Source organism: Psychrobacter sp. WY6, assembly GCF_018448495.1.
Classification (GTDB): domain Bacteria; phylum Pseudomonadota; class Gammaproteobacteria; order Pseudomonadales; family Moraxellaceae; genus Psychrobacter.
Genome location: NZ_CP049902.1, coordinates 2,101,301 through 2,114,745, shown reverse-complemented (window position 1 = coordinate 2,114,745; position 13,445 = coordinate 2,101,301). Strand labels below are relative to the sequence as shown.

The 13,445-nt window shown below is 43.6% G+C and carries 10 protein-coding genes and 1 pseudogene; 10 read left to right on the top strand and 1 reads right to left on the bottom strand.

The window, feature by feature from the left end; genetic code table 11:
* Positions 1 to 84: 84 nt before the first annotated feature.
* Positions 85 to 1,323, bottom strand: coding sequence for an RluA family pseudouridine synthase (locus G7Y90_RS10550; RefSeq protein WP_201559803.1), 1,239 nt, complete (start codon positions 1,321 to 1,323; stop codon positions 85 to 87).
* Positions 1,324 to 2,102: 779 nt separating this feature from the next.
* On the opposite strand from G7Y90_RS10550, the gene G7Y90_RS10545 reads away from it, so the two are divergent.
* The 10 genes and pseudogenes from G7Y90_RS10545 (at position 2,103) to G7Y90_RS10485 (ending at position 13,072) form a co-directional block, all read left to right on the top strand.
* Complete coding sequence (locus tag G7Y90_RS10545) at positions 2,103 to 3,302, top strand: outer membrane protein assembly factor BamD (protein ID WP_087815188.1); 1,200 nt, start codon at positions 2,103 to 2,105, stop codon at positions 3,300 to 3,302.
* A gap of 207 nt (positions 3,303 to 3,509) precedes the next feature.
* The gene (locus tag G7Y90_RS10540) at positions 3,510 to 5,672 is read left to right on the top strand and encodes a DNA primase (protein WP_201559802.1); all 2,163 of its coding nucleotides are present in this window, start codon (positions 3,510 to 3,512) and stop codon (positions 5,670 to 5,672) included.
* 532 nt (positions 5,673 to 6,204) lie between these two features.
* Positions 6,205 to 8,112, top strand: a pseudogene (gene rpoD / locus G7Y90_RS18490) (RNA polymerase sigma factor RpoD).
* 178 nt (positions 8,113 to 8,290) lie between these two features.
* Complete coding sequence (locus G7Y90_RS10515; RefSeq protein WP_045446174.1) at positions 8,291 to 8,497, top strand: ParD-like family protein; 207 nt, start codon at positions 8,291 to 8,293, stop codon at positions 8,495 to 8,497.
* On the top strand, positions 8,490 to 9,263 hold the full coding sequence (map, locus tag G7Y90_RS10510) for a type I methionyl aminopeptidase (protein ID WP_201559801.1): 774 nt from the start codon (positions 8,490 to 8,492) through the stop codon (positions 9,261 to 9,263). The genes G7Y90_RS10515 and map overlap by 8 nt, the downstream gene beginning before the upstream one ends.
* 204 nt (positions 9,264 to 9,467) lie before the next feature.
* Positions 9,468 to 10,415, top strand: a complete 948-nt coding sequence (locus G7Y90_RS10505) for a bestrophin family protein (protein WP_349773335.1) — start codon at positions 9,468 to 9,470, stop codon at positions 10,413 to 10,415.
* Positions 10,416 to 11,038: 623 nt separating this feature from the next.
* Positions 11,039 to 11,686, top strand: a complete 648-nt coding sequence (tenA, locus tag G7Y90_RS10500; RefSeq protein ID WP_087815180.1) for a thiaminase II — start codon at positions 11,039 to 11,041, stop codon at positions 11,684 to 11,686.
* Positions 11,687 to 11,798: 112 nt separating this feature from the next.
* Positions 11,799 to 12,338 carry a class I SAM-dependent DNA methyltransferase gene (locus tag G7Y90_RS10495; RefSeq protein ID WP_250162348.1) on the top strand — a complete coding sequence of 180 codons (540 nt, stop codon included), beginning with the start codon at positions 11,799 to 11,801 and terminating at the stop codon, positions 12,336 to 12,338.
* The gene (locus tag G7Y90_RS10490; RefSeq protein WP_250162347.1) at positions 12,304 to 12,495 is read left to right on the top strand and encodes a hypothetical protein; all 192 of its coding nucleotides are present in this window, start codon (positions 12,304 to 12,306) and stop codon (positions 12,493 to 12,495) included. Before G7Y90_RS10495 ends, G7Y90_RS10490 begins: the two co-directional genes overlap by 35 nt.
* A 256-nt stretch (positions 12,496 to 12,751) precedes the next feature.
* Positions 12,752 to 13,072 (top strand): YbeD family protein, encoded by a 321-nt coding sequence (locus tag G7Y90_RS10485; RefSeq protein ID WP_045446256.1) that lies wholly within the window; start codon positions 12,752 to 12,754, stop codon positions 13,070 to 13,072.
* Positions 13,073 to 13,445: the final 373 nt, after the last annotated feature.

Below are 13,445 nucleotides of genomic sequence, written 5' to 3'. Positions count from 1 at the left end.
GTCATTTTTATGTCGCGGATCGCTATTTACTACTAGGCTCTGTTTTTTACAAGCGACTTTACGCTCTCGCCTGCAAGGAGCGGTCTACTCGTCATCATAGCCATCACTTAGCACAGCCATTAACTGCTGCATATCTTCAGGCAGTGGTGTGGTGACTTCAATATCTTCACCTGTCGTTGGATGTACGAAACCCAGTGTGTAGGCATGCAAGGCTTGACGTGGAAAATTATTAATCGCTTGACGTTGTGCTTCTGTCAGTCCTGCCCGCAATTGACGACGACCACCATAGACACGATCACCCACTATCGGATAAGTAACATGACTTAAATGCACACGAATTTGGTGAGTGCGTCCCGTTTCAAGACCTACATCCAACAGGCAATAATTGCCATTAAGCGCGGTCACATTCAGTAAATGAGTCACAGCTTCGCGTCCTGCCGTCATTACCGTCATTTTAGTACGCTGGTTGCGGTGACGACCGATTGGGGCGTCAATACGGCGATGGCGCGATAGACTCGCTGCATCCCCCGCTACCACACATTGATAATGACGATATACCGACTTATCCTTTAGTTGCTCCATCAGCGCAAGCTGTGCTGGCTTGGTTTTACCAATCAACAATAGCCCTGAGGTATCTTTATCAATACGGTGCACCAGACCTGCACGCGGCAGATGGTGCTGCTGCGGATAATGATACAGCAGTGCATTGACCAAGGTGCCGGTTTGGTTGCCCGCACCAGGATGCACTACCATGCCAACAGGTTTATTAATGACCAATACGTCATCATCTTCATAGACCACATCGATGTCTATATTTTCTGGTTGATCTTCACTATGCTGCTCTAATGTGGTGGTTAACTGCAGCACATCACCCGCTCTGACACGAATTTTTGGTTTTTGCACGCCACCGTTATACAGCAGGCTGCCATCACTGATCCAACCTTGTAATTGAACACGTGAGAAATCGGTAAATATTTTTGAAGCCAATTTATCAATACGTAAACCAGCTTCGTCTTCTATAACCGTATGCGTCATATTAATAATCACTGGCACCACTTGACCGGCGGCTGACGCTTCATCATCGTCGATATCAACAATGTCGTCAGCATCTTCATCGCTGCTATCTATCATATCGTCGTCAAGCACATCACTATCTTTTAACATAGCTTCTTCTAAAACATGATCGCTATGGATTTGCTCATCAAGCATCGACTGATTATTGTCAGGTAATTCACTATTATTTAAAACGTCATTTGGCATCGGTGACTCTTGTGCTGATGAATCAGTCTGTCGTGATTGATTCGGTGGTAAATGGGTAGTCATAGCATTATTATTCATAGCAGATTTATATGGCAAAGCGCCTGACATGGTTTTGAAAGGTAGCTTTTGAGAAAATTTCTAATAAAGTGTTAAGCGTAACGCTATAAAAAACAAAAGGCCATTCGCTATCAATCGCTTATCATAAAAGCGATCGTCGTCGAAAAAAGCGGAGGCAATACCGTGCTAGTGTATCACGCCAAGCGCCTAAGCCCTATAGAAGCTGTGTGTTATCTGTCATTTTTTGATTATACCGCAGCGAGCCTCAGCGTCGTACTTAACTCTCTAAAATATGACATTGCTGTAATTTACTGTATATTTGTCAGTGTCAGCGACATTCGATATCGCTCGTGACAGCAGCTCATGTTAAAATGCCAAACTGACATGCGCTAGTGTACAGCTCATTGCGAGCAGCAGCATATCGTATATGCGTTGCAGTAGACTAATAACTGTACGATACTGACTCAAATCCGATGAGCACGATTGGATTAAGTACAATATAGATGGCGAAAAAATAGACGAAGCAAACGTTATTCTATAAAGTATAGCCATATTTTGCTGTATGCTATGCCACTGTATGCTTATCGAATTTTTATTAAAAGCATTTGGTTTGATATAAACCCTATGCCATCAAGCGTTTTTTAATAACGATAACTGGTATGTCCGATGATTGACATAGTAGATGACAGACCACTATTGATGCCTACGCATCGTTTTTTATCATTAACCTAATATCTAGTATGATAGCGTCGCTGCTATTATACGTCTTGTGTCGGAGAAGAAGTATGCAAGCTGTTGGCAATACGTTTATCAAACTGTCCTCAATAACCCTACTTGCGCTAAGCGTAAACTTAGTGGGCTGTCAGACTTTCAAAAACCTGACTGGCGGTAAAGACGTCGATGCAGTAGAAACTGCCGAAAAATCAGAGCAGAACTATTATAACGACGCCATTACCCAGATTGATAAAGGCCGCTATACACAAGCCATCGAAGATTTGACCAATCTGCGCACTTTTTATCCTACTGGACAATACGCTGAGCAAGCATTACTCGACATGATGTACGCACAATATGCCAGTGGTAAGTATGAAATGGCAGCTGCCAGCGCTGAGCAATTCATTAACCTATATCCTTCTAATCCGCAAGTCAGCTACGCTTACTATGTGCGCGGCGTCGCCAATATGCAAGGCTCATCAGAAGGCCTGAAACTGTTTAAGCTCAATCAAGCTGAGCGTGATACCGCCTATTTACGTATTGCCTTCGCTAACTTTCAAGAGCTTATTAACAAGTACCCTAACAGCCCTTACGCGCCAGATGCCGCTCAGCGCATGACTTTCATTTACAATCAGTTTGCTGAAAGTGAGATGAGTGCAGCCAACTGGTATATCGAGCGCGAAGCTTATGTCGCTGCTGTTAACCGTGCCAAATGGGTGTTTCAATACTATCCACTTAGTGAATCCATCCCAGACGCAATCGCGGTCTTAGCTTATAGCTATGATAAATTGGGTATGTCTGATTTGGCAGCAGAATACAAAACTCTATTGCAGATTAATTATCCCAACATGTTAAGTGCCGATGGACGCGTTAAACTCGACACCAAACGTGAGCGTTCTTTCATCAACAAATTGACTTTTGGACAGTTAAGTCGTTTTAACAAAGATACTTCATCAGTTGCGACAGGCGACTATAACGGCGCGACCAAAACTCAGGTTATTCGTAACGCCAGTCAATTAAGACTGCCAAGCGATAATGCAGCAGCCAGTGCAGCGCAAGGTACTTCACCTGTGCGCGCTAATACTGGCATCAATGTCGGCTTAGGTCTGCCTGAAGCATCCGCTGAGCGCATTACTAGCCAATCGAGCACTGGCTCTACGGCAAGAGAAGCCAATGTCGATCCGCAAAACACCAATCCTGTACGCCGTACGACATTGCCTGTTCAAGGGATTGATATCCTGCCAGCAGATGTCGATATGAATGATGAATAAATGCGCTAAATTTGAGGCAACGTCTCTCTTTTAATTAAGAGAACGTCTCTTCTTTTTAGTACATCAACGCACATCATGAAAAAAAAAGGTCAACAACAGAGTTGGCCTTATTTTTTCTGTTTCTGTTTCATTATCTATGCCCAATATTGTTTGTGCCCAATATTGCCTATGCTTAAGATAATACACCTATGGTAAACTGTTTTTTGCATGAGTATTCCAAATCACATTCTCGACCAATTAAATAGCCAAGCTGACTTAATCAGTATCATTGGGCGTCATACGACGCTTAAACGTGCTGGTAGTGAGTTTAAAGGCTGCTGTCCATTTCATGGCGAAAAGTCGCCCTCTTTTTATGTCAATCCACAAAAAAACATCTATCACTGCTTTGGCTGTAGCGTCGGCGGTAATGCCATCAGTTTTTTACGCGATTATGAAAATTTAACGTTCATTGAAGCGGTCAATGAGCTATCAAAGCAGACGGGCATCGAAGTCCCAAAAGAAGAGCAACAAAACGTCAGCTACCAGCGCCGTGCACCAAAACCGATTGCACCACCGTCAATACCTAGTCCGACTATCGACGCTAAAAGTCCTGCTCAAACAATTGATGCGCCTTCTATTAACGCTACTTCGGCTATTCAGCAACAAAACCAGTACGGCGATACCGATCAACCCGTTTATCACGATAGTAGCAACGGCTACGATGAGTATCCACCGCTAGATGCTTACGACTCAGCGTCTTATCCAGAAGATTCTTATGGCACAGACTACCAAGATGATAATAGCTATCCACCAGCATGGTTGACAGGTGGCGATACTGACGCTGCGGCATTGTACGATGATCATAGCGTTTCCGATAAAGACGGTAATCTGTATGAGCTGTTAGAGCAAATCCAGCAGTTTTATCAGCACAATCTCACCCTTCATCCACATGCCAAACATTACTTTTTATCACGCGGTATCACTGAAGATATCTTTGAAACGTTTGGTTTGGGCTATGCGCCATTTGGTTGGCAGCATCTTGAGCATCAGTTTCCGCAGGATATTGAAGGGCTCAAAGCGTTAGGCTTAGTGCGCCAGTCCGAGTCTGGACGTGATTATGATCTACTCCGTGATCGGGTCATTTTCCCGATTCGAGACAATCAAGGACGCACCATTGGCTTCGGTGGACGGGCGCTCGATGATGAAGTAAAACCTAAATATATCAACTCCTCTGACTCGCCCGTTTTTCATAAACAGCATGTGCTGTATGGCTATTACGAATCACGCCAACAACGTGCCGACAGCTGGCTGGTGGTCGAAGGCTATATGGATGTGATCGCCCTTTACCAAGCGGGTATCTATGGCGCTATTGCTTCCATGGGTACGGCGATAAATGAAAGTCAAATATCACGATTACTGACGCTGAACCCAACCCTAACGTTGAGCTTTGATGGCGATAGCGCTGGGCAAAAAGCCGCTTGGCGCACCCTTGAAGTTGCGCTACCCGTGCTTGCCGATGACAAAGAGTTGCGGTTTTTGACCCTACCCAACAATCATGATCCTGATACGTTTATTAAAAGTCAGGGTGGCGATGCCATGCGTGAGCAAATCGCGAATGCCATGCCATTGTCACAGTATATTTTTGCCTATTTAAGCGAGCGTTACGATTTAACCTTAGCAGAAGGCAAAGCCAAGCTCATGTCGCAAGTACGTGCCTTGACCACTGCATTACCTAAAGGCAGTAGCTTTCGCTATTTGCTGAACAATGACGTCTATCAGAAGCTGGGTGGTAAACGTAGCCAAAATATCGAAGCCAAAGATGCGCTGCTAGATTTTGATGGTGACATGACCATCAGTCAGCAATTGCAGCTTTGTTTTTTGTTTCAGCCACGTGCCTTAATTGAAGACCCTATCGAAGCCATTTGGCAGCAGGCAGGTATTAATGATTTACAGCTGCCAGCACACATCAAGCAAAAAGCCGCGCCTGACATCTTGCGTCCGCTGGCTTGGGAAGATTTGCAAGATATCGCCTTGCTGGATATCGTTAGCACCATCAAACGCTGCCTGAATCATTTACCCAAAGATGCCAACGCCGCCGCACACTTTATATTGTCTAATGTCAAACCAATCACCCAAGAGACACTTAGCCGTAGCTGGGGCGGATTTTATAAGACATTAATTGGCAGAAATATTTTGAGCTTGGATGAGTTGATCGAAAACTTGGTGATGCAGTTGCTCAAGTTACATCTGCAAAAAAAGATGCAAGAGCTCATCAAAAATCCTGATCATATCAAGCTGGCGATTGTCCGTAAGCAGTCGCAGTTATTAAATGACTGGTTACGCGCGCAGCAAGCTGAGCAGTCAGCGCAGATGGTTACCGTCAAATCTTAACGTTTGCCATTATTTTTGCTAAAAAATCTCTAACCCTTTAAAAGTATAGCGGCTGCCCCCACTACTAATGATTATGCCCAATAGCATGTATTACCATTTAATCATTTGGCTGATATAAAATAATCAGCAAAAAACGGTCGGTAGATATCACTACCTCGTGCTTGATTACGCTGGTGTGTGTTAAACTGTGTCGCTAACTATTTATAGCCCGATTTAATAGATGGCGATAAATCCGCCTCATTAAGCACAAATTTTAGATATTATTTTGAAGTATCCGTTTTTAGGTACCGTTATCTTTATATATTATTTTTTAGATAATGTTATCTTGAAGAGTTTTTAGCGCGACCAATTTCTAGCAGTTTTTTAGCATTGTAATTGTAGTATTTTGAGCCTTTATTCATATCAACTCATTTTTGATATTATTGACAACCTCTACGCCATATTTTGATGAATCGATTGATTACATCAACGCACTGAACGAGCGATAGCGCGTCACAATATAAAAATGTCCGATGCAAGTAAGCGAGTATTTATGAACGATAAGTCAGTTTCTAAGTCCACATCTCAACTGGCCACCTTAATCCAAATGGGTAAAGAGCAAGGCTATCTCACCTATGCTGAGGTGAATGACCAACTGCCCGACTCTATTACCGAAAGCGATCAGATCGAAGATATTGTGCAAATGCTGACCGACGTTGGTATCAAAATCTTTGAATCTGCGCCTGATGCCGATGACATCTTGATGAACGACGATTCAAGCGATGATGACATGGCAGCGGATGAGGCAGCGGCGGTATTGGCCTCTGTTGAGACTGAGCCGGGTCGCACCACTGACCCTGTACGTATGTATGCGTGAAATGGGTACGGTTGATCTATTAACCCGTGAAGGTGAGATTGCTATTGCCAAGCGTATCGAAGAAGGCATTCGTGACGTACAGCATGCGATGTCTTACTGGCCGGGCACCGTACAGTTCGTCCTTGATGAGTATCAAAAAGTACAAGATGGCGAAAAAAGCTTTCTGACGTCATTACTGGCTTTTTAGATCCTGAGACCGAAGCAGACAAAATCGCTGCCCAAGAAGCGAAAGAGGCAGCAAAAGAAGAACGTGAACGCATAAAAGAAGAAAAAAAATCCACCTGTGATCAAAGCAAAAGCCAAAGCAGCGGCGCTTGATGATGAGGACGAGGATGAAGACGACGTTGAAGAGGAAGCTGAAGAAGAAACCAGCGGTATCGATCCTGAAGAAGTACGTCTGCGTCTAGAAGAAATCGAACACTTATTTATTAAAGCCAAGCAAGCCTTGCTAGATTATGGCCGTGGTAGCACAGAAGCAGATACTGCTTATGCCCTACTTGCCGAACGCTTTATGATGCTTAAGCTAAACAATCGCTTGTCAGACCAAGTCATGGCCATCATGCATGATGTCTATGATGATGTACGTAAGCAAGAGCGTCAGATTATGCGTTTGGTCATTCGCCGTGGTCGTATGCCACGTGAAGAGTTCCGTAAGACTTTCCCTAGCAACGAAACCAACGTTGATTGGCTGATTGAGCGCATCAAAGGTAAGCCTGCATTTGCTGGTACGCTAGAAAAGTCACTGATGATGTTATTTTATTGCAACGTCGCATTCGTGACTACGAGCAACAGCTCGACATGAAAATCCACGACATGAAAGACGTGGCGCGCCGTATGGCAGTCGGTGAAGCAAAAGCTCGCCGCGCCAAAAAAGAAATGGTCGAAGCTAACCTGCGTTTGGTTATTTCTATCGCGAAGAAATATACCAACCGTGGTCTACAGTTCTTAGATCTAATCCAAGAAGGTAACATCGGTCTAATGAAAGCAGTCGATAAATTTGAATATCGCCGTGGTTATAAGTTCTCGACCTATGCGACATGGTGGATTCGTCAGGCAATTACCCGCTCTATCGCTGACCAAGCGCGTACCATCCGTATTCCTGTACACATGATCGAGACCATTAACAAAATAAATCGTGTTTCTCAGTTGCTACAAGAAATGGGACGCGAGCCAACGCCTGAGGAGTTAGGTGAACGCTTAGAGATGGACGAAGTTAAAGTCCGTAAAGTACTGAAAATCGCCAAAGAGCCTATCTCTATGGAGACACCCATCGGTGATGATGAAGACTCGCATCTAGGTGATTTCATCGAAGATGGTACGATCTCAAGCCCTGTTGATGATGCGACCGCAGCTGGTCTGCGTGAAGCGACTCGTGATGTATTGGGCAATCTGACTGAGCGTGAAGCACGCGTACTAAAAATGCGCTTTGGTATCGACATGCCAACCGACCATACCTTGGAAGAAGTGGGTAAGCAGTTTGATGTAACACGTGAGCGTATTCGTCAGATTGAGGCAAAAGCACTGCGTAAATTGCGTCATCCGTCACGCTCTGAGCATCTGCGTTCTTTCTTAGAGAATGATTAATCATAAAGCAAACTAAGCACCAATAAAAAAGCCGAGTTTATCTCGGCTTTTTTGGGTCATCGATTTGATGGCTCGAATGCTATAACTACATGTCTTCATCGAGGAATACAAGAACGAGCTTGCAATGGAACTATACAATATGTATGATTCGTATACATTTCATATACTAGGTAAAACAATGGGTATTGTTAAAATTGATGATGCGCTACACGAAGAGCTTCGTAAAGCCAGTGCGGTAATGGTACGTTCGATTAACGCGCAGGCAGAGTATTGGATAAAGATAGGTATGTTGGCCGAGGCCAATCCTCACGCATCTTATACCGATATCATCAGCGAGCAGTTAAAACGAGCAGATGTTAATATAGGAAATCTTATCGATGGCTAAAATCGCGCTAAAAACTACTGAAGAGTTGGCCATCATGCGTGAGTCTGGACGCTTATTGGCATCGGTTTTTGCTTACTTAGATACGCACATGGTCGCTGGCATCTCCACAATGACTGTCAATGATTTGGCTGAGCGCTATATTGTGGATGTTTTACAATCACGACCTGCCAGCAAAGGTCAATACGGCTACCAATACGTGCTCAATACTTCTGTCAATCAAGTAGTTTGTCATGGTGTACCCTCAAGCAACCAAGTCCTAAAATCAGGCGATATCATCAATGTGGACATTACTTTAGAAAAAGGCGGTTTTATTGCCGACTCTAGCAAAATGTATATGATTGGCGATGTGATGCCCTTAACAAAATGCCTCGTCGATAACACTTATGAGGCCATGTGGGCAGGTATCCGTGTTGTCAAACCGGGTGCAACGCTCGGTGATGTTGGGCATGCCATTCAAAGCCATGCCGAACAGCACGGTTACTCTGTCGTTAGAGAATACTGCGGGCATGGTATCGGTCGCGAAATGCACGAACAGCCTGAAGTTTTACATTATGGTCGCGCAGGTGCAGGCTTGGTTCTAAAACAAGGTATGACCTTTACTATTGAGCCAATGATTAATCAAGGCAAAGCCAAAGTAAAAATGAAAAAAGACGGCTGGACGGTGGTGACTGCAGACAAAAAGCTTTCTGCCCAATGGGAGCATACCATCGCGGTGACTGCCGATGGTTATGAAGTGCTGACGCTGCGTGAAGAAGAGACCCGTTAGAGCGTGCTTACAGTTTTCCTTGCTGCTGCGTAATACAAGAGTGATTCAAGTATTTAAGTATTTAAGTATTTAAGTATTTAAGTATTTAAGTATTTAAGTATTTAAGTATCATCTTATTATTGCCATATTGGTAACTACTGATATCATAGGTCGCGATGATTTGAGTATACGCTGATTGATACCCTTGCCATCGCTTTTTTATACATGCCATCGATAGGAAACACCATGATTGTCCGGCAAACCCCAAACGCTCTCAAGATACTTTTTACCCTGCACGGCTCTGTCATTCCAAAAATTTATCCGCAAATTTTGCTGATCGCGCTTCTCAGCACACTTATAACAATTATTCAGCACTGGCTTCCTGACTCTTTTCCTTATTATGGTATGGCTCCTTTTACCTTGCTAGGAATCGCGTTGTCGCTATTTCTTGGATTTCGCAACAATGCCAGTTATCAACGCTGGTGGGAAGCTCGAGGGCTTTGGGGTCAGTTGGTATATGATGCGCGTAGCTTAACCCGTCAAGTGCTTTCTTTTATAGATACTGATACCGAGAATGGGCACGAGACTGGGCGAACGATGGTTTACCTGACCATTGCTTTTGCGCATGCTGTGCGCCATCGCCTGCGCGGCTCGTCACCTTGGCATGATGTCGAGCCTTTTGTCGCATCGAAACACCATGATAGTATGCGCCAAGCGCGCAACCTACCTGATTACATCATGCGCCTCATGGGTAAGCAGCTCGGCGACATTCGGCGTCAAGGACTGGTGTCAGAGCAAGTCATACAGAACATGGACGAGCGCCTGACGTCTATGACCATTGTATTGGCGGCCTGCGAGCGCATTCATAATACACCGCTGCCGTTTGCTTATATGCTGCTGGTCCATCGCACGACCTATCTGTATTGCATCATGTTGCCTTTTGGCTTGGTGGCCTCGCTCGGTTGGGTGACCCCACTGATTTGTGCCGTGATCGCTTATACCTTTTTTGGTTTGGATGCCCTCAGTGAAGAGCTAGAAGAGCCTTTCGGCTTAGCCGCCAACAAACTACCCCTGACTGCATTGTCGCGTACTATCGAGATTAATCTGCGAGAAGCACTAGAAGAGGCAGATATTCCGCCTGAGATCACTCCTATCAATGGCTATTTGCCATAGCCTCTTAGCTGAATGATTATAAAGCATAAATTAATCAATGCTAAATGAGACAGTGTCCCATAAACATGTTGCCTTAATTTATAAGATATTTTTTAATATCCTACCGTCGGGTAGCTAAATAATATAGGCAATCGTAGAGCGTTTATGAATAAAAAACATTTGAAAATAGTGATTTCTTTCACCATTCTCGTGGTACTTGATCAGCTTAATAAAAGGTAAAAACTTGCCTATTTACGCTTGTAAGACAACCTTTATTCATGGTTTTTTGCGCATCACTTGCTAATGATAACTGAATTCGTCTACCATAGAGCCGATTGCTTAAGTACGAGCAGTTTAAACTTATATAAACTTTATTTATTTCTGAAAAATAAACCTTGTCGGGGTGCTTTGATTTTTGATGCTTTAACTACAATTCAAAATCATGGCTGAGAGTTACCCGCGAACCTGATGCAGTTAGCACTGACGGAAACAAGCGTGACATTTTATAGCACACCTCTTAAGCATACATTGCTAAGCAAGCCTTGCCAGTTTATTCATATAATCTGGTAAGGTTTTTTTGTGCCTGCTCACTGATCACCTCCTACTCTTTGCTTACTCGCATTTTATAACAGTAAGTGAACACTATGAACTACCAAACATTACGCCACCATTGCCCCACATGGGATGACTACATTCAGCATGATTTTGTCAAACAGCTAACAGCAGGTACGCTCGCCCCTGACAGCTTTCGTCACTATCTTGTGCAAGACTATTTATATCTTATTCACTATACCCGTGTGATGGCGTTGAGCGTGTATAGGAGTGATACGCTGGCACAAATGCGAGTCGGTCAAGCAGGCATCAATGCCATGCTAGATATGGAAATTGGCATGTATCTCGATTTATGTCATGAGTGGGACATCCCACTTAAAGAAGTAGAAAGCGCTTCTGAATCTGCCGTGACTATTGCCTATAGCCGCTACCTATTGGACGCTGCCATGTCAGGCTCATTAGCTGAGCTTTATGCGGCAATTGCTCCTTGTTTGATGGGCTATGGCGAAATTGGCAAACGCATTAAAGAACAAGGTTTTGTCGCGGACAATCCTTACCAGCCATGGATTGATGTCTTTGCCAGTGACGAATTTCAAGCGATTACCGCGCAGAATGAAGCGCAGATTAATACGCTACTAGCACAGGCTAACCCCGCTCAGGCAGACAAATTCCAACAGTTATTTAATACTGCTTCACGTATGGAAGTGAATTTTTGGCAACAAGCGCTTGATCTGTCCTAGCCCTATGCAAAGTGCTAGCTTTATGGCAAATACTTTTATATACCATATTTATTATAAATAAAATTTAACTTAACCCTAAACATAATAATGGACACACTCAAGGAGAAACATCATGGCAGCATTTGATGAACATGCAAGCGCGTATGACAGCTGGTTTTTTGACAACCAAAACTTACTGACCAGTGAGCTAAAGCTGGTCGCGCATTTCTTAGATAAGGATAGTGAGATATTGTCTATCGGCTGCGGTAGTGGACTGTTTGAGTCACTATTGGCGCAGGATTATGATATCCATATCAGGCACGGCATTGAGCCTTCTAAAGACATGGCTGAAATCGCTAAAAAGCGCGGCTTACAAGTGGATATTAGTCCTGCCGAGACTTGCGATATTGAGCCAAATAAGTTTGATATCATCATGTTTAACGGCAGTGTCAGCTACATCAACGATTTGGATATCTGTATTAAAAAGGCATTTGATGCCTTAAAAACCGGCGGCAAATTGATTGTTATCGATGTGCCAAAAGAAAGCGGTTTTGCCAGCTTATATAATTTGGCCAGCTCATTAAATACTTGGGAGCATCCGCTACTTGCGCATATCTCTCCTGCTGATCCCTATCCTATTGAGCTGGTTAAATCAGCAAATTGGCGCACCTGATGAAAAAATCGCGCTGATGCAAGCCAATGGTTTCGTCGATTTTGAGTATGCGCAGACCTTACTGACCCATCCTATGTATGCCAATGACAAGGTGCAAGAAGTCATCGAAGGCTATGACCGTGGGGATTATGTCGCTGTTTGTGCTTATAAAAAATGAGCTGATATGTGTATTAACATTTGATTATCATGGATGACTGAGCAAAATTTATGACAGATCACAGTGATCCATAGCATACTGTCATTGCCATTTTAGCACTTGAATTATAAGTTTAGTGCCACTATAAATGGTGAATAAAGCTCTTATGCTAATAGCTAACATTTAATAAAGCGAGGCACACATCATGACTGACGATCCAAAAGACAGCACCAATCAAAACAACAACCAAGCACCAGCAAATGAAAAATCAGTAAAAATGACCAACCTAACGCCCAATCAAGGTGTGATCACAGGCAAAAGGACGGATATTCAAAATCCTGAGCTCTGGGACTTTCCAATGAACTATCCACTTAGCATCATTGGTCATGAAGGCGAGCGTGAGAACTTACTCAATGAAGTGAAGCTTATTTTGGGCAGTCAGTTCCCTGATTTCGATTTGGCCTCGATAGAAGTGAAACCGTCTAAAACGGGTCGCTTCCATTCAGCACGGGTCAATCTATATCTTACAGCAGCCGATCAGGTCAATGTACTGTATGCCTCACTCGACGCTGCCAAAACAGTCCGTTTGGTCGTATAAACAGATAATTGTCGTTTAAAAAAAGCCAGCTGCTTTTCCGTCGAAATCGTCACTCGCTATTAATCACATACGGGTGGCGATTTTTTGTGGTTTGCTGTACAATCTGCGCCCTCATGATTATTGTTCTATATCCCCTTATTGGTGGGTCATTTACTCGCGAATGAAAAGCAAATGATCCTACGATTTTTACAAAAAACTTATTATTTGAGTCAATCGCGTCTAACCCTTACCCCATCGTCCTTTGCTAAAATTCGGACACAGCACAACCTCACAGCAACATAGTTTGATGCTAAAATCAATATAGTATTTTCAAAATTTTCCCGCTATATTGTGCCTACCTACTAACAAACACGCTATATGTAGTACTCAGTGA

Bases quoted from the DNA above. Each gene is read 5' to 3' on its own strand.
- G7Y90_RS10550 (WP_201559803.1), bottom strand. From the start codon at position 1,323: ATGACTACCCATTTACCACCGAATCAATCACGACAGACTGATTCATCA.
- G7Y90_RS10545 (WP_087815188.1), top strand. From the start codon at position 2,103: ATGCAAGCTGTTGGCAATACGTTTATCAAACTGTCCTCAATAACCCTA.
- G7Y90_RS10540 (WP_201559802.1), top strand. From the start codon at position 3,510: ATGAGTATTCCAAATCACATTCTCGACCAATTAAATAGCCAAGCTGAC.
- G7Y90_RS10515 (WP_045446174.1), top strand. From the start codon at position 8,291: ATGGGTATTGTTAAAATTGATGATGCGCTACACGAAGAGCTTCGTAAA.
- map (WP_201559801.1), top strand. From the start codon at position 8,490: ATGGCTAAAATCGCGCTAAAAACTACTGAAGAGTTGGCCATCATGCGT.
- G7Y90_RS10505 (WP_349773335.1), top strand. From the start codon at position 9,468: ATGCCATCGATAGGAAACACCATGATTGTCCGGCAAACCCCAAACGCT.
- tenA (WP_087815180.1), top strand. From the start codon at position 11,039: ATGAACTACCAAACATTACGCCACCATTGCCCCACATGGGATGACTAC.
- G7Y90_RS10495 (WP_250162348.1), top strand. From the start codon at position 11,799: ATGGCAGCATTTGATGAACATGCAAGCGCGTATGACAGCTGGTTTTTT.
- G7Y90_RS10485 (WP_045446256.1), top strand. From the start codon at position 12,752: ATGACCAACCTAACGCCCAATCAAGGTGTGATCACAGGCAAAAGGACG.